Raw genomic sequence first — 15,902 nt, 5'->3', positions numbered from 1 at the left:
CCACCCATCCACCCATGTTTGGGATACCGCCAATCTCTAGAGGTCAGCCCTCTTGGCTGGGCACGCCTAAGCGGAGAAGACGTGACACTCCAGGCGCCCGAAGGCCTCCTGCACGCGGGAGAGCGGCAGTGCCAGGTTCATGCGGATGTGGCAGGGGCCGTTGAAGGCACGCCCGTCCTGCCAGTAGACGCCCACGCGCCAGCCGGCGCGCAGGAGCTCGTCGATGTCCCGCCCGCTCTTCTCGCACCATCGCGTGCAGTCGAGGAAGAGCATGTAGGTGCCCTGCGGCCGGAAGACGTCAACGCCGGGGAGGCTATGCTCGATGAAGTCGCACGCCCAGTCCACGTTGCCGGCGATCACCTGGTTGAGCTCGTCGGCCCACGCGCGGCCCTCGGGGCCATAGGCGCCGATGAGCGCATGCTGAGAGAGCACGTTCATCGAGTTGTAGTGGGGCTTGGCGCCCTTGGACTCAACGCGGTCGCGCAGGTAGTCGCTGTAGATGACGTGATAGCTGCCGATGAGCCCCGCGAGGTTGAAGGTCTTGCTCGGAGCGTAGAGCGCAATCGTGCGCTCGCGCGCGTCGTCGGAGACGGACTGCGTGGGGACGTGGGTGTACCCCGGGCGCACGATGTCCGACCAGATCTCGTCGGAGACGACCACGCAGTCGTGGGCACGGAAGAGCTCCATCGCCCGCTCGACCTCCCAGCGCTCCCACACGCGCCCGCAGGGGTTGTGCGGCGAGCAGAAGATGGCCACGTGGATGTGCCCCTCGGCAAGGCGGCGCTCCATGTCCTCGAAGTCCATGCGCCAGACGCCGTCCGCGTCCCGAACGAGCGGCGAGTGCACGATCTTGAAGCCGTTGTCCTCGAGCGCGTGCGTGAAGCCCACGTAGGTGGGGCTGTGCACGAGTACCGGATCCCCCGGCGCCGCAAAGGCCGTGAGCGCCGAGACCACGCCGCCGAGCACCCCGTTCTCGTAGCCGATGTGGCGCGGCTCGAGGTCGCCCATGCCCTTGCGGTCGCGGTGCCAGTCGATGATGGCCTGGTAGTAGGCATCGCTCGGACGGAAGTAGCCAAAGGTTGAGTACTGGAGCCGCTCCTCGATGGCACGCGTGATAGAGGGCGCCACGGGGAAGTTCATGTCCGCGACCCACATGGGGATGGGGTCGAAGCCCTCGTCAGGCGCGGGATATCCCGAGCCCGGAGCGCCGATGGCGTCGAGCGCGAGCGCGTCATGCCCGGCACGGTCGAGGATGGTCGTAAAGTCATAGGTCATGGGGGTCCCTTCGCCGCGGTTTTCCTCTGCTAGGATACTCGCAACGAAGGACGCCCGGGATTGGAGGGGCCCATGAGAATCGAGCACGTCGCGCTCTACGTCAACGACCTCGAGGGGACGCGGGACTTCTTCGTCCGCTTCTTCGGCGCCGTCGCCGGCAACGGATATCACAACCCGAGAACGGGCTTTCGCTCCTACTTCCTCACCCTCGACGACGGGGCGCGCCTCGAGGTCATGACCAAGCCGGGAATGACGGATGCGAGCAAGGACCTCGCGCGCACCGGCTGGGCGCACCTCGCCTTCTCGGTAGGCTCCGAGTCCGAGGTCGACCGCCTCACCGCCGAGCTCGCCGCAGCGGGATATGAGGTCGTGAGCGGACCGCGCACCACGGGCGACGGCTACTACGAGTCCTGCATCCTCGGTCCCGAGGGCAGCCAGGTGGAGATCACGGTCTAGCACCACCGCCTGGCAAAATCTGACATAGGACTCCGCGCAATCACCGGGATGGTGCGAAGGCAGCTCGGTGCGCTGCGCAATCACCGGGATGGTGCGAAGCGTTTTTGGCATCCAAAGCCGCTCTGGAGTCACACGGGCAAATCGCCATCTGGGCTTTTGTTGACTCGCTGCCTGCGAAACCCGCAGATGCGCTTCGCACCATCCCGGTGATTGCGCAAAACCCTCGACCGTTTTCGCACCATCCCGGTGATTGCGCGCTCAGCCGCCGCCGAAACGACAGGACGTGCTTATGCGCGTCTCAACAGAACCGGAATGGATCTCAAGCTAGATGCCCTATTGAGTAAAAATACTCATTGCGCTGAGCATTTTTACTCAATAGGGCACCAAAGGCTATCGGAATGGACCCCTCCCAACGGCAGCCCAGCCGGATAGCCGCAACGGCGAGAGGCCGAGAAGGTCCGCCGCGAGTTCTTGCCGCGCCCTTCGCGGCAAGCTGTCTGAGAGCCGGACCTTCTCGGCCTCCCGCCAACCCTGAGCTTCTAGCCCAGGGCCTCCACGATCTTGTCACCCATCGCTGCGGTGCCGAGCACCTTGTCCTCGGGCGTGTTCTCGTCGGCGATGTCCCCGGTACGCCAGCCCTCGTCGAGCACACGCGTGACCGCGGCAGCCAGCTCGTCGGCGGCGTCGTCCATGCCAAAGCTGTAGCGCAGCATGAGCTCCACGGAGAGAATCTGCGCGATCGGGTTGGCGATGCCCTGACCGGCGATGTCCGGCGCGGAGCCGTGGCTCGGCTCGTAGAGGGCCGTGCCGTCGCCCAGGCTCGCAGAGGCGAGCATGCCGAGCGAGCCCGTGAGCATGGAGGCCTCGTCGGAGAGGATGTCGCCGAAGGTGTTCTCGGTCACGAGCACGTCGAACTGCGCCGGGTTGGCGATGAGCTGCATCGCGGCGTTGTCCACGTACATGTCCTCGAGCGTGACATCGGGGTACTCGGCCGCGATGTTGTGGGCCACCTCGCGCCACATGCGGGAGGTGTCGAGCACGTTGGCCTTGTCCACGGAGTGCACCACGCCCCGGCGGCGGCGCGCCGCGTCGAAGGCCCAGCGCACCACGCGGTCGACCTCGTACTCGGAGTACTCCAGGATGTCGCGCGCGTACTCGCCGCGCCCGCCGCCAACGCCGGCGCCCTCGACGCCCATCATGCGCTCGTGGCCGCCAAAGTAGAGGCCGCCCGTGAGCTCGCGCACGATGATCAGGTCAACGCCCGTGAGCACCTCGCGCTTGAGCGTGGAGGCGTCGATCAGCGCGTCGAACATGCGCACCGGACGCAGGTTGAGGTAGAGGCCCAGCTCCTTGCGGATGGCGAGAAGCCCCTGCTCCGGCCGCACGGCCCCCACGCGCGTGTCGGTCCACTTGGGGCCGCCCACCGCGGCGAGAAGGACGGCGTCGGCGGCGCGCGCCGCCTCGAGCGTCTCGGGCGGCAGCGCCGAGACGGGCCCGCCCGCGGCCTCGGTGGCGTCGATCGCCGCGCCGCCGATCAGGTGGTCCTCGCAGATAAACTCGACGTCGTGCTTCTTGCCCAGCGCCGCGAGGACCTTCTTGCCCTCGGCGATGATCTCGGGCCCGATGCCGTCACCCGGCAGGGTGCAGACGTGGTAGGTCGCGCTTGCCATGACTAGTTACCGCCCTTCTCGGCCATCACGCGCTTGGTGCGCGCGACGAGCCCGCCGTCGTTGATGATCTCCTGAATGAACGGCGGGAACGGCTGCGCATGGAAGACGGCGCCCGTGGTCTCGTCGGTGATGGTGCCGGTGTCCGCGTCCACGGAGACCACGTCGCCGTCAGAGATGGCGTCCACGGCCTCCGGGCACTCGAGGATGGGCAGGCCCATGTTGATGGAGTTGCGGTAGAAGATGCGCGCGAAGCTCTTGGCGATGACGCAGGACACGCCGGCCGCCTTGATGGCCACGGGGGCGTGCTCGCGGCTGGAGCCGCAGCCGAAGTTCTCCTCGGCCACGACGATGTCGCCGGGCTTCACGCGGCCGACGAACGTGGGGTCGAGGTCCTCGAGGCAGTGCGCGGCAAGCTCCGCGGGATCCGACGTGTTGAGGTAGCGCGCCGGAATAATGACGTCGGTGTCGATGTCTCGTCCGTACCTAAAGACAGTTCCCTTGAACTGCATGGTCGTTCCTTTCTGTAAGGTGCCCGAGCGGTGGCGTCTGCCTCCGTGCTCAAACAGCTTCGCGTTGCGAAGAACTGCGCCGGAGGCAGACGCCACCGCTCCAGCGCCGCTGCAAGTACAAAACAGGCGGTAAGAGGAGCTGCCTTGCGGACCGCGCCATCGCGGAACCTCCACCGCCTGAATAGAAGCGCGAGGTGGCCGAGCTTGTCGCCGCGCACAGTTCTGCAGGCGCGCCCTTTGCGCCGAAGCTGTTTGAGCACGGCGACAAGCTCGGCCACCCAGAGACGCTACAGGTCCGAGGGCAGGGCGATGTGGCCCGCGACAGCCGAGGCGGCCGCGACGGCGGGACTCGCCAGGTAGACCTCGGAGGTCGGGTCGCCCATGCGGCCGACGAAGTTGCGGTTGGTGGTGGACACGCAGCGCTCCCCCGCCGCAAGGATGCCCATGTAGCCGCCCAGGCACGGGCCGCACGTGGGCGTGGACACCACGCAGTGCGCGTTGATGAAGATGTCCATCAGGCCCTCGTGCACGCACTCGAGCCAGACGCCCTGCGTCGCGGGAATCACGATGCAGCGGACGCCCTCGGCGACGGTGCGCCCGCAGAGGACGTCGGCCGCGGCGCGCATGTCCTCGATGCGGCCGTTGGTGCAGGAGCCAATGACCACCTGGTCGATCTTGATGTCACGACTCTCGGCCACCGGGTGCGTGTTGGAGGGCAGGTGCGGCCAGGCCACAGTGGGCACCACGTCCGCGGCGTCGATCTTGATGACCTGCTTGTAGGCGGCGTTGGGATCGGGGTGGTACTCGACGATCGGGCGCTGCGAGCGGCGGCTCACGTACTCGCGGCACTTGTCGTCCACCTCGAAGAGGCCCGCCTTGCCGCCGGCCTCGATGGCCATGTTGGCGATGGTGAGGCGGCCCTCCACGGAGAGCGCCTCGATCGTGGATCCCGCGAACTCCATCGCGCAGTAGAGCGCGCCGTCCACGCCGATCTTGCCGATGACGTGCAGGATGATGTCCTTGGCCGAGGCGCCCGCGGGCAGCTCGCCCTCGACCTCGATGCGGATGGTCTCGGGCACCTTGAACCAGGCGCGACCGGTGGCCATGCCCACGCCGGCGTCCGTGGAGCCCACGCCGGTGGAGAAGGCGCCGATGCCGCCGTAGGTGCAGGTGTGGGAGTCCGCGCCGATCACCAGGTCGCCGGGCACCACGATGCCGCGCTCGGGCAGAAGCGCGTGCTCGATGCCCATGCAGCCCTGCTCGTAGTAGTGCGTGATCTGGTACTCGTGGGCAAAGTCGCGCGTGACCTTGGTCTGCTCGGCGCTCTTGATGTCCTTGTTGGGGGCATAGTGGTCGGGCACGAGGCAGATCTTGTCCTTGTCAAAGACGCCGGCGCCGATCTCGCGCACCGTCTTGATGGCGATGGGCGCCGTGATGTCGTTGGCGAGGACGAGGTCGAGGTCGCACTCGACGAGCTGCCCGGGAACGACCTCCTCGAGCCCCGCGTGCGCCGCGAGTATCTTCTCCGCCATGGTCTGGGGACGCGCCATGTCTCTCCTCCTTAGTCGGGGCGTCAAATTGACGGGCTCCCTAGGTCAAACGTACTCTCGAGCCTTCCGGTTAGAGGCCTGCGAGGGGCGCGTGAGCACCATCCCGTCGCAGGAACGATATCGCAGGCCCCGACGGCGCGAGGTTCTTCTCGTCCAGCGACTTTTGCGCGCAGCGCAATGAGCTGGCGAGAAGAACCTCGCGCCGCCAGGACCGTCCGACTACTTCCCTTCCTTCGAGCGCGCCGTCTGGATCATGCGGTTGATGGCGTTCACGTACGCCTTCGCGCTCGAGACGATGATGTCGTTGTCCGCGCCGCGGCCGGTGTAGACCTTGCCGTCCTCGGCCGTGATGCGCACCGTGACCTCGCCGATGGCGTCGATGCCGCGGGTGATGGCCTTGACGGAGAACTCCGCGAGGTCGCCGTGGACCGCCACGACCTTGTCGATGGCCTGGTAGGCCGCATCGACGGGGCCGGCGCCGGTGGCGGCGACCACGTGCGCCACGCCCAGCTCGTCGGTGATGGTGGCCGTGGCCGTGGGGATGAGCGGGTCGCCGCAGGAGACCTGCAGCGCGTCGAGCGTGTAGACGGCCGCGACGTCGCGCTGGCGCTCCTGGACCATGGACTCGAGGTCCTCGTCGTAGACCTCCTTCTTCTGGTCCGCGATCTCCAGGAAGCGCTGGTAGACCTCATCGAACTCCTCGTCGGCGAAGGTGTAGCCGAGCTCGGCCAGGCGGTGGCGCAGCGCGGCGTGGCCGGAGCGGGCGGAGAGGATGATCTCGGAGCCGGCGGCGCCCACGTCGGCGGGGTCGATGATCTCGTAGGTGTTGCGGGCCTTGAGGACGCCGTCCTGGTGGATGCCCGAGGAGTGCGCGAAGGCGTTGGCGCCCACGATGGCCTTGTTGGCCTGGACGCTCATGCCCGTGATGCGGCTGACGAGGTGGCTCGCGCGCGTGAGCTCCTGGGTCACGATGTCGGTGTGGGCGTCCAGCTCCTCGCCGTGCATCTTGATCGCCATGACGACCTCCTCGAGCGCGGTGTTGCCGGCGCGCTCGCCCAGGCCGTTGATCGTGCACTCGATCTGGCGGGCGCCGTTCTTGACGCCCTGGAGGGCAAGCGCCGTGGCCATGCCCAGGTCGTTGTGCGTGTGCACGGAGATGATGACGTCCTCGATGCCGATGACGTTGTCCGCGAGGCCCTTGATGCGCTGTCCGAAGTCCTCGGGCAGCTGGTAGCCCGTGGTGTCCGGGATGTTCACGACGGTGGCGCCGGCCTTCACGACGGCCTGGATCACGCGCTCGAGGAAGGCCTGGTCGGCGCGGCCCGCGTCCTCGGCGTAGAACTCGACGTCCTCGACGTAGCGCTTGGCGTACTCCACGCAGTGGATGGCGCGCTCCACGCACTCGTCCTCGGTGATGCGCAGCTTGTCGCGCAGGTGGGAGGGCGAGACGCCGATGCCGGTGTGGATGCGCGGGCGCTTGGCGCACTTGAGCGCCTCGGCCGCGCGGTCGATGTCCTTCTCCACGGCGCGCGTGAGGCCGCAGACCACGCAGTCGTCGCCCGCCAGCCGGCCGATCTCCTGCACGGAGCGGAAGTCGCCCGGGCTGGAGATGGGGAAGCCCGCCTCGATGACGTCCACGCCCATGCGGATGAGCTGCTGGGCAATGACGAGCTTCTCCTCGGTGTTCATGGAGGCGCCGGGGCTCTGCTCGCCGTCGCGCAGGGTGGTGTCAAAGATGTGAATCTTCCTGGTCATGTGGGTGCCTTTCTCCTATGCCTTCGTGGGGAGGGCCGCGGGGCGGCGGGGCGGCGCACAAAAAGTGCCCCGTCCCCCTCAGGGCGACGGCGGCACGGCGGGCGCGCGCAGGGGTGTGCTAACCCTAGCGCGCGCTGGTTAGGTCGAGTAGGTTGGCCTTGGCAAGCAGGAGGTCCCGGCTGCCGAGAAGCACGAGCGCGGACGTGCGCTCGGTGACTCGAATGACAGCAGCCCCATGCCGTACCATTGCCGGACCCCCTTGACGGTCGCGCACCCCCAGCGGGTGCGATACGCCGCACTATGCCACAGATGACCCTACGGCCCCCAGAAGGATTCGGAGCCGAAACAATTGATTCCGCGGGCGGCGCGCGGCGGCGGACGGGCGGCGGGTTCTTCTCGCCATGCGCGCCGCTCCCCTCCCCTCTCTCAAGGTTGTGCGAACACACGCGGCGGGGCTCGCCATCTGACGCCAGACGGAGTACCCTGAGCGGGTCAGGACACCCCTGCCAGGGAGGAACCCATGTATCGCCTCATCGCCGCCGACCTCGACGAGACGCTGCTCGACTCCGGCCATCACGTGCCCGAGCGCGTCCGCGCCGCCATCTCCGCCGCCCGCGAGCGCGGGGCGCGCTTCGTCCCCGCGACGGGACGCCCCTTCGCCTCGGTGTCCGGGACGCTCGAGGAGCTGGGGCTGCTCGGTGCGCCCGGAGAGTACGTCCTCTCCTTCAACGGCGGCGTCATCACCGAGAACTCGCAGCTCAGGCCCCTTACCAGCTGCGGCCTTGACCCGGTGCGCGCCGAGGAGCTCTACCGCTACGGCGTCCAGAGCGGCTTCTGCATGCACCTCTACACGCTCGACCACGTCTACGTGCGCAACTTCCTCCCCGAGGAGCGCGCCTACATCGAGGGGCGCATGAACATCGTGGAGACGGACGAGAAGGACCTGGGCTTTCTCTCCCAGACCGGGGAGAGCGTCGTCAAGCTCCTCTTCATGAGCCTCGACATGGACCTCCTTCGCCAGACCGAGCGCGAGCTCGCGGAGATGGGGCTCACCGAGGGGCTTGAGGTCGTCTACTCGTCAAACCGCTACCTTGAGTTCAACGCCCCAGGCATCAGCAAGGGCATCGGGCTTCTCGAGCTCGCGCGGATGCTCGGCGTCCCTCCCGAGGAGACGATGGCCATCGGCGACAGCTCGAACGACATATCGATGATTCGCGCCGCGGGGCTCGGCGTCGCCGTGGCAAACGCGACGGACGAGGCCAAGGCGGCCGCAGACTACGTTTGCCGAGACGACAACGATGCAGGTGGCGTGGCCGAGGCGATCGAGAAGTTCATCCTTCGCGCAGGGCTATAGTTCAGGGACACGCCCCCGGAGCCTGCCAGCGCTCACTTTTCTGGCGCGCGCCGCCCCGTCAGCTGCCGGTATTCTGCCCCCCTATCCCCTCTTTGTGGGAGGGGGGCATCCCCTTTTCTCCTCCCCGTGTGGGACTTAACATCATTTTGTTAATTGTTTGCTCATCTTGATTATTTAAGTTTCCATAGCTTTTATACCGTTAACAGAAAACTACTTAAATCCATATATTGCATCTGTATCATATACAGCGCTACATAGAGCGCGAACGGAGGAGGGGTCATGCGACTTGCCGCCCATGCCGAGCTCTTCTCGCTGGGAGGTATTCCCCTCGTGGGGAACCTCAGCACGGGAGGCGTCATCGGGCTGACCGCCGCCGGGGAGGCGCTCTGCAGGGAGCTGGCGGTTCGCGAGGTGGACGCTGGCGAGGTGCCCGCCGAGTGCGCGGTGCTCGCGGAGCGCCTGCGGCACGGGGGATACCTCCTCCCCGGAGGGCCTCTCGCGCCGGGGCGCGCACGCGTACGGTCCGCATACCTGCACGTGACGCAACGCTGCAACCTCCGCTGCCGGTTCTGCTACTCGGAGGGCGACGACAGGAACCTCCTGCCCGACCCGCCGGCCGAGAGCCTGGCCCGGGCGATTGGCCTTCTCGCCTCCCTCGGCGTGGCACGCCTCGTCATCTCGGGGGGCGAGCCCTTCCTCCGGGACGACCTGCCCGGCATCGCCGGCGCCGCCAGCTCCGCGGGAATCGGGGAGGTCATCGTCCTTACCAACGGACTCCTCGTTACCGAGAAGAACGTCGAGCCGCTCGCGGGGACCGTGAGCTGCATCGGCGTCGCGTTCGACGGGTGCTCGCAGGGCTCCGTCGCCCACCTGCGCGGGCGGCAGAGCTTCGAGCGCCTCGCGTCCGCGGTCGAGACGATTCGCGCCGCGGGAATTGCGGCCCGGGTCCTCCCAACAATTCACGGGAGAAACCTCGACGACATGGATAGCTACCGAGACGTTGCCCGCAGGCTGGACGCAAGCGTTGGGTTCAGCCTGCTCACCGCCCCTTCAGAGGAGCTCGGCGACTACGCGATCGGCGATGCCCGCCTCGCCGAGCTGGGGAGAGCCGCCGCCGACACGGGGTTCGACTACGGGGACGACCTGCCAGGGGGCGGCGCGCTTGGCGTCCGCAGGTCCTGCGGGGCGGGCGTGCGCACGCTCAGCGTGGCCGCGGACGGGACGGCCTACCCCTGTCACCTGCTGCACGACCGCCGGCTGGCCATGGGCAACGCCTACGCGGACGACGCCGAGAAGATCCTGGGCGGAAAGGTCGCGCGCCTGTTTGCCGAGCTTGACGCCAGGGCCTTCGATCGCTGTGACGCCTGCAGCCGGCGCCCGACGTGCGGCGGAGGGTGCCGCGCGCGGGCGCTCATGTCCACGGGGAGCCTTACCGGGTGCGACCCGTACTGCGCGCTCTCGAGCGCGTACTACGACCGCCTCGGCGAGCACCTGCGGCAACGATTCTCCGAGGGGAGGTGATGCGGATGCTGTTTGAGATCGAGGGGCGCAATGGTTTCTGTGTTGATATCAATGGAATCGTAATTGGCATTTAGGAGTAATGACATGCCTGAAAGAATCAAGAGAGAGTACCGGCTGGCGCGCATTTTCTCAACAGTCGGAGCGGTCTTCCTATATCTACTCTTCATATATTGTCTAATCGCCCTTATACTGTTAGCCGCGGTTTTGGCATTGCATCACCCGACGACCCCCACCCGGAGCCTGTTTCCAGCACTAGCCCTGATGTCCCATGTCTCAACCGCGGGCGCCGTGCTGTTCATGGCAGAGTTCCTGCGGAGATTCCGAAAGGCAGGGTCTCCCTTCAGCTCCAGGCAATCGCTCAGGTTGTCGGGCGCGGCCGCATTGCTCGTGGTGAGGACTCTCATTGACCAGCTCGTGCCTACGTTTGATCCAATTGCCACTTCCGCTGGCGCCGTGATAGTCCCTCAATCGGGGCTTGACCTCAAGGTCATCGTGATGATTGTCTTTCTCATCTGCCTTGCGATGGTTGTTCGGTATGGAGATGCCCTCAAGGAAGACTCCGACGCTTTCGTTTGATATCCTTAGACGAAATGAATGCCGTTCCGGAGGTGAAAGTTGCCTATTGTCATGAGGCTCGATCGGGTCATGGCCGAGAGAAAGATCACGTCGACGGAGCTTGCCAAGAGAGTTGGCACCTCCACCGTCAACCTTTCCAACATCAAGAACGGCCACATCAGGGGTATGCGCTTCTCCACGCTCGAAGCCCTCTGCCAGGTCCTCAACTGCAAGCCGGGAGACATCATCGACTACATGACCCCCGAGGAGGAGCAGGCCGAGCGCACCCTCGGCGAGATTCGCGAGAGAAACTACGAGAAGCGAGGCTAGCGGTCAGCCACCCTCCTTGCTCCGGCATGCCACGCACCGCACCGCGCCGCTCGCACACCCTCGGCGAGCGAACGCGGTGCGGCACTTCGTTCTTCTCGGCAGCCCCTCTGCGGGCCGACGCGGCGCCTACTCCCAGGCAGCCCGCCCCATGAGGCGGAAGCGCTCGATCATCTCGCCCGTCATGCTCGCGCGGTCGCCCGTGCGCTCCGGCGGAATCTCGTCGCGCCTGAACCAGCGGGCCTCCTTGAGCTCAGAGTGGTCCACACGCAGCGCGTCGTCGCCGTCCACCTCGCACCAGAAGCCCGCCATGAGCGTATCGGTGAAGCTCCAGGGCTGGCTCTTGTAGAAGCGCAGGTTCTTGACGGAGAGCCCGACCTCCTCCCTGACCTCGCGCCGCACGGTGTCCTCGAGCGGCTCGCCTATCTCGGTGAATCCCGCGACGAGCGCCCAGAGCGCGGTCGTGCGCCCGGCATAGCGCGTGAGCACGATCCGGTCGTCCGCGGGCTCCGCGCCCCGGCTCACCACGGCGCAGATGACGCCCGGGCAGATCTTGGGGTACACGATCCGGGCGCACGCGGGGCACACGATCTCCCGGCTTTTTGGCGCGAGCTCCGTCGGCGCGCCGCAGCGGCCGCAGTAGCGGTTCTCGCGATACCAGCGGTCCAGCTGGGAGGCCGTCGCCGCGGCAAAGAGCAGGTGCTGGGGCTCCGCGCGGCGCAGCCAGTTGACGGACTCGTACGTGAAGCCCGCCGGCGCCGCCACCCGCTCGTCAAGGGCCAGGAAGAACCGCTCGTCGCCAAGCGAGAAGAGATACGTCATGTGGGAGGGCCTGCGCGGGTAGTCGCCCAGGCGCGGGAGCTCTATCTCCTCCCCCGCGTCGCCCGCATCGGCGTCGGTGCCGCCCACGTGGGTGACGCGCGTGAGGCAGCCGCCCTCGCGGAAGTGCAGGACGTAGGAGTCCCCCTCCGGCTCGTGCGGCTCGAAGTGGTTGTCGTAGGCGTGCTCGGCGCCAAACTCCTGGATCATGGGCCCTCCCGTCGCTCGCGGACGCGTACAGGATAGCCCTGGCGCGCGTCGAGAAAAACGGGGTTGTGGCAGCCGACGGCGAATCCACGTTGTCGATGTGGGGGCTATGGCAGCGGCGACGGGACGCGACCTGCGGTTCTTCTCGCCCCTGTTGTGGAAAAGGGGGTCATGGCAGCGCAAAAACTGCCATGACCCCGCATTTGGCAACGCGATTCCTCGCGCTCCTGCCAGAACCCCGCAAGGCGCAACGCACGCTGCGCCCCGGCGTCATCCCTGCGCGCGACGCCTCACGCCGAGCTCGCTCACGAGCACGGCCACGAAGATCGTGCCAAAGCCGAGCGCGATCCGCGGCGTCACGAGCTCGCCGTAGAAGAGCACGCTCGCCACCACGGCAAAGACGCTCTCCAGCGAGAGCAGGAGCGACGCCTGCGCGGGCGGCACGTGCGCCTGCCCGAGGTTCTGGAACACCATGCACACGCACGACGACAGCAGCACTAGGTACGCGAGCGAGAACCAGGTGTCCGGGGAGGCAAAGACCGCCGGCGCGGGCGGCGCCTCGAGCGCGAGCGCCGTTCCGAGCGCGACCACGGCGCTCACGGCGAGCTGCACCACCGTGAGCGTCATCACGTCGTGCGCGGACGAGAAGCGCGCCACGAGCACGATGTGCACGGCGAAGAGCACCGCCGCCACGAGCGTCATCCAGTCGCCGCCGCTCATGATGAGCGAGAGGTCGTCGCCGAGCGCGACCAGCCCCACGCCCACGATGGCGAGGACCGCCGCGAGCACGTTGCCCCCGTCGGGTCGCCGGCGCGTGACCAGCCAGTTGATGAACGGCGTCATCACGCAATAGATGGCCGTGAGGAAGGCGTTTCTGCCCGGCGTGGTGTCATCGAGGCCGATGTTCTGCACCACGAAGGCGGCGCCGGACGCCAGGCCCAAGATCGCGCCCATGGCGAGGTGGCTGCCGTCGAGGTTGTCCCGCAGGCGCCGCCAGAAGAGCGCGCCCACGATGACGGCCGACGCGGCAAAGCGTATGCCCATGAGCCACGCGGGCGGGATGCTGTCCAGCGTGTCCTTCATCACCACGAACGAGCCGCCCCAGATGGCGGCGCAGGCGGCGAGGGAGAGCTTCCAGGCCCACTGGGGCACCGCGGCCTCCCCATGCCGCGCGCCCGGGCCGATGTTCTTCTCGGTATCCATGGTGGGAAAGTATAGCGCCGCCCTCGCCGCTCGCGCCGTCGCGCTCACCAAGTGGAAACGGATAGGATCGTGCGATTCTGGTTATACATATAACGATGTCCATACTACAAAGGAGCTACAGATGACCAGCTATGCCATTCGCGTCGACGAGGACCTTAAGGCCGGGGCCTCCGAGGTCGCCAAGAGCTTCGGCCTGGACCTCGCGTCGGTGACGCGCGCGTTCTGGACCTACATGGTCCGCACCGGGTCCATCCCCATCACCTTTGACGGCGAGCAGCCCAACGAGGAGTCCCTCGAGGCCATCCGCGAGACGGAGGAGATCTTTGCGGCCCACGCACGCGGGGAGATCAAGGGCTACGACTCTGCGGCCGAGATGTTCGCGGCGCTGGAGGCTTAGATGGCTCAGCTGCGACCCGACTACACTCCCAAGTTCCAGCGGGACTACAAGCGACTCCTCAAGAGTGGAACGGGCATGGCGCCGCTGAAGGAGGTCATCGACCTCATCCTCTCCAACACCCTCGCCGCGCGGCAGGAGCTCGTCCGCAGGCACAACATGCACCGGCTCGCCGGGCAGTGGGCGGGCTCCAACGAGTGCCACGTCTGCAACGCCGGGGACTGGCTGCTCGTATGGGCCGTGCAGGGCAACCTCGCCGTCTTCCAGCGCACGGGCACGCACCGGGAGATCTTCCGCTAGGCGCCCGCACGCGGCGGGAGGGCGCGCGGGGCGAGAAGAACGTCCGCCCGCGGCAGATTCGTGACGCTGCGCTCCTCTCGCCCTGCCGTTTTGCCGTAAACTTAGGTACGGGCTGCCCATTGGGCCGCCGCATGGCTCTGGCCGGTCTGAGGGGACCGGTTCGTTCGCGCCGGGGCATGGCACCGGCAGGAGATTCATGGAGAGGAGCACTACATGCAGTATTCCGCAGAAGTCGAGAATATGTGCCCCGTTGCCAAGGGCGCATATCACGGCCCCGCGCCCATTCCCGAGGAGGGCAAGTGGGTCCAGGCCAAGGAGATCAAGGACATCTCCGGCCTCACGCACGGCGTGGGCTGGTGCGCGCCCCAGCAGGGTGCCTGCAAGCTCACCCTTAACGTCAAGGAGGGCGTCATCGAGGAGTGCCTCGTCGAGACCCTCGGCTGCTCCGGCATGACCCACTCCGCCGCCATGGCCTCCGAGATCCTCCCCGGCAAGACCATCCTCGAGGCCCTGAACACCGACCTCGTCTGCGACGCCATCAACGTCGCCATGCGCGAGCTCTTCCTCCAGATCGTCTACGGCCGCTCCCAGACCGCCTTCTCCGAGGACGGCCTGCCCGTGGGCGCCTCCCTCGACGACCTCGGCAAGGGCCTGCGCACGCAGGTCGGCACCATGTTCGGCACCAAGGCCAAGGGCGCCCGCTACCTCGAGCTCGCCCAGGGCTACGTCACCCGCATGGCGCTCAACGACAAGAACGAGATCATCGCCTTCGAGTTCCTGAACCTCGGCAAGTTCACCGAGGCCCTCAAGGCCGGCAAGACCCCCGAGGACGCCATCGCCGGCGCCATGGGCCACTACGGCCAGTGGGAGAACGCCGCCAAGTACATCGACCCCAGGACGGACGAGGAGACCCACACGGTCGCCAACGTCTTCCCCGTTCACGAGTAGAAAGGGAGGGAAAACCAAATGGCAGTTTCGTTTGAGGGCTATGAGCGCCGCATCGACAAGATCAACAAGGTGCTCGCTGAGAACGGCATCTCCTCCCTCGAGGAAGCCGAGCAGATCTGCCTCGACAAGGGCGTGAACCCGCGCGAGATCGTCGAGGGCGTCCAGTCCATCGCGTTCGAGAACGCCAAGTGGGCCTACGTCTGCGGCTGCGCCATCGCCATCAAGAAGGGCGCCAAGAGCGCCTCTGAGGCCGCCGCCATGATTGGCGAGGGCCTCCAGGCCTTCTGCGTCCCCGGCTCCGTGGCCGAGGACCGCAAGGTCGGCAAGGGCCACGGCGACCTGGGCGCCATGCTTCTCGGTGACGACACCGAGTGCTTCGCGTTCCTGGCCGGCCACGAGTCCTTCGCGGCCGCCGAGGGCGCCATCGGCATCGCGCTCAACGCCAACAAGGCCCGCAAGAAGCCGCTGCGCGTCATCCTGAACGGCCTCGGCAAGGATGCCGCCCAAATCATCGCCCGCATCAACGGCTTCACCTATGTGAAGACCCAGTTCGACTACTTCACCGGCGAGCTCAACATCGTCGAGAAGATCGCCTACTCCGACGGCCCGCGCGCCGAGGTCAACTGCTACGGCGCCGACGACGTCCGCGAGGGCGTGGCCATCATGTGGCACGAGAACGTCGACATCTCCATCACCGGCAACTCCACCAACCCGACGCGCTTCCAGCACCCCGTCGCTGGCACCTACTTCAAGGAGCGCGTGCTCGCCGGCAAGAAGTACTTCTCCGTCGCCTCCGGCGGCGGCACCGGCCGCACCCTGCACCCGGACAACATGGCCGCCGGCCCCGCCTCCTACGGCATGACCGACACCATGGGCCGCATGCACTCCAGCGCCCAGTTCGCCGGCTCCTCCTCGGTGCCCGCCCACGTGGACATGATGGGCCTCATCGGCATGGGCAACAACCCCATGGTCGGTGCGACCGTCGCCTGCGCCGTCGCCGTCAACGCCGCGCTCAACGAGTAGCCGACCTGACAAAGGTGACAGGGTAGTTTGTCACTT

17 protein-coding genes are annotated in these 15,902 nt (G+C 66.9%); 9 read left to right on the top strand and 8 right to left on the bottom strand.

The features are described from left to right. Window positions 1–66: 66 nt before the first annotated feature. The gene (locus H6A23_RS02105) at window positions 67–1,275 is read right to left on the bottom strand and encodes a MalY/PatB family protein (protein WP_204830549.1); all 1,209 of its coding nucleotides are present in this window, start codon (window positions 1,273–1,275) and stop codon (window positions 67–69) included. Between the two features lie 72 nt (window positions 1,276–1,347). Here H6A23_RS02105 and H6A23_RS02100 point away from each other — a divergent pair, with 72 nt between their 5' ends. After that, window positions 1,348–1,731, top strand: a complete 384-nt coding sequence (locus H6A23_RS02100; protein WP_204830548.1) for a VOC family protein — start codon at window positions 1,348–1,350, stop codon at window positions 1,729–1,731. Between the two features lie 539 nt (window positions 1,732–2,270). On the opposite strand, the gene leuB is transcribed toward H6A23_RS02100, so the two are convergent. The 5 genes from leuB to H6A23_RS11400 form a co-directional block, all read right to left on the bottom strand. After that, window positions 2,271–3,401: a 3-isopropylmalate dehydrogenase gene (gene leuB, locus H6A23_RS02095; protein WP_204830547.1), complete on the bottom strand. Its 1,131-nt coding sequence runs from the start codon at window positions 3,399–3,401 to the stop codon at window positions 2,271–2,273. A 2-nt stretch (window positions 3,402–3,403) separates the two neighbouring features. Then, window positions 3,404–3,910, bottom strand: a complete 507-nt coding sequence (locus tag H6A23_RS02090; protein ID WP_204830546.1) for a 3-isopropylmalate dehydratase small subunit — start codon at window positions 3,908–3,910, stop codon at window positions 3,404–3,406. Between the two features lie 287 nt (window positions 3,911–4,197). After that, window positions 4,198–5,460, bottom strand: coding sequence for a 3-isopropylmalate dehydratase large subunit (gene leuC / locus H6A23_RS02085; RefSeq protein ID WP_204830545.1), 1,263 nt, complete (start codon window positions 5,458–5,460; stop codon window positions 4,198–4,200). Between the two features lie 219 nt (window positions 5,461–5,679). Further along, on the bottom strand, window positions 5,680–7,215 hold the full coding sequence (locus tag H6A23_RS02080; protein ID WP_204830544.1) for a 2-isopropylmalate synthase: 1,536 nt from the start codon (window positions 7,213–7,215) through the stop codon (window positions 5,680–5,682). A gap of 124 nt (window positions 7,216–7,339) precedes the next feature. Then, the gene (locus tag H6A23_RS11400) at window positions 7,340–7,462 is read right to left on the bottom strand and encodes a hypothetical protein (RefSeq protein WP_286165749.1); all 123 of its coding nucleotides are present in this window, start codon (window positions 7,460–7,462) and stop codon (window positions 7,340–7,342) included. A 273-nt stretch (window positions 7,463–7,735) separates the two neighbouring features. On the opposite strand from H6A23_RS11400, the gene H6A23_RS02075 reads away from it, so the two are divergent. From H6A23_RS02075 to H6A23_RS02060, 4 genes are all read left to right on the top strand, one after another. After that, window positions 7,736–8,569 carry a Cof-type HAD-IIB family hydrolase gene (locus tag H6A23_RS02075; protein WP_204830543.1) on the top strand — a complete coding sequence of 278 codons (834 nt, stop codon included), beginning with the start codon at window positions 7,736–7,738 and terminating at the stop codon, window positions 8,567–8,569. Between the two features lie 279 nt (window positions 8,570–8,848). Beyond that, complete coding sequence (locus H6A23_RS02070) at window positions 8,849–10,090, top strand: radical SAM/SPASM domain-containing protein (RefSeq protein ID WP_204830542.1); 1,242 nt, start codon at window positions 8,849–8,851, stop codon at window positions 10,088–10,090. 84 nt (window positions 10,091–10,174) lie between these two features. After that, window positions 10,175–10,666 (top strand): hypothetical protein, encoded by a 492-nt coding sequence (locus H6A23_RS02065; protein ID WP_204830541.1) that lies wholly within the window; start codon window positions 10,175–10,177, stop codon window positions 10,664–10,666. A gap of 51 nt (window positions 10,667–10,717) precedes the next feature. Next, window positions 10,718–10,975, top strand: a complete 258-nt coding sequence (locus tag H6A23_RS02060) for a helix-turn-helix domain-containing protein (protein WP_286163280.1) — start codon at window positions 10,718–10,720, stop codon at window positions 10,973–10,975. A gap of 126 nt (window positions 10,976–11,101) precedes the next feature. Here the strand turns inward: H6A23_RS02060 and nudC are convergent, their stop codons facing one another. After that, on the bottom strand, window positions 11,102–12,001 hold the full coding sequence (nudC, locus tag H6A23_RS02055) for an NAD(+) diphosphatase (protein ID WP_204830540.1): 900 nt from the start codon (window positions 11,999–12,001) through the stop codon (window positions 11,102–11,104). A gap of 267 nt (window positions 12,002–12,268) precedes the next feature. Further along, on the bottom strand, window positions 12,269–13,150 hold the full coding sequence (locus tag H6A23_RS02050) for a DMT family transporter (protein WP_204830539.1): 882 nt from the start codon (window positions 13,148–13,150) through the stop codon (window positions 12,269–12,271). A gap of 172 nt (window positions 13,151–13,322) precedes the next feature. On the opposite strand from H6A23_RS02050, the gene H6A23_RS02045 reads away from it, so the two are divergent. The 4 genes from H6A23_RS02045 (at window position 13,323) to H6A23_RS02030 (ending at window position 15,866) form a co-directional block, all read left to right on the top strand. After that, window positions 13,323–13,598: a type II toxin-antitoxin system RelB/DinJ family antitoxin gene (locus H6A23_RS02045; protein WP_204830538.1), complete on the top strand. Its 276-nt coding sequence runs from the start codon at window positions 13,323–13,325 to the stop codon at window positions 13,596–13,598. Continuing rightward, window positions 13,599–13,895: a type II toxin-antitoxin system RelE/ParE family toxin gene (locus H6A23_RS02040; protein ID WP_204830537.1), complete on the top strand. Its 297-nt coding sequence runs from the start codon at window positions 13,599–13,601 to the stop codon at window positions 13,893–13,895. 213 nt (window positions 13,896–14,108) lie between these two features. Next, window positions 14,109–14,843, top strand: coding sequence for an iron-sulfur cluster assembly scaffold protein (locus tag H6A23_RS02035; protein WP_087322365.1), 735 nt, complete (start codon window positions 14,109–14,111; stop codon window positions 14,841–14,843). An 18-nt stretch (window positions 14,844–14,861) separates the two neighbouring features. Next, window positions 14,862–15,866 carry a GGGtGRT protein gene (locus H6A23_RS02030; protein WP_204830536.1) on the top strand — a complete coding sequence of 335 codons (1,005 nt, stop codon included), beginning with the start codon at window positions 14,862–14,864 and terminating at the stop codon, window positions 15,864–15,866. The last annotated feature ends 36 nt before the right edge of the window (window positions 15,867–15,902 follow it).

This window comes from Olsenella uli (assembly GCF_016900775.1).
GTDB classification, from domain to species: Bacteria; Actinomycetota; Coriobacteriia; order Coriobacteriales; family Atopobiaceae; genus Thermophilibacter; species Thermophilibacter uli_A.
This window is presented reverse-complemented; position numbering and strand designations above follow the sequence as displayed.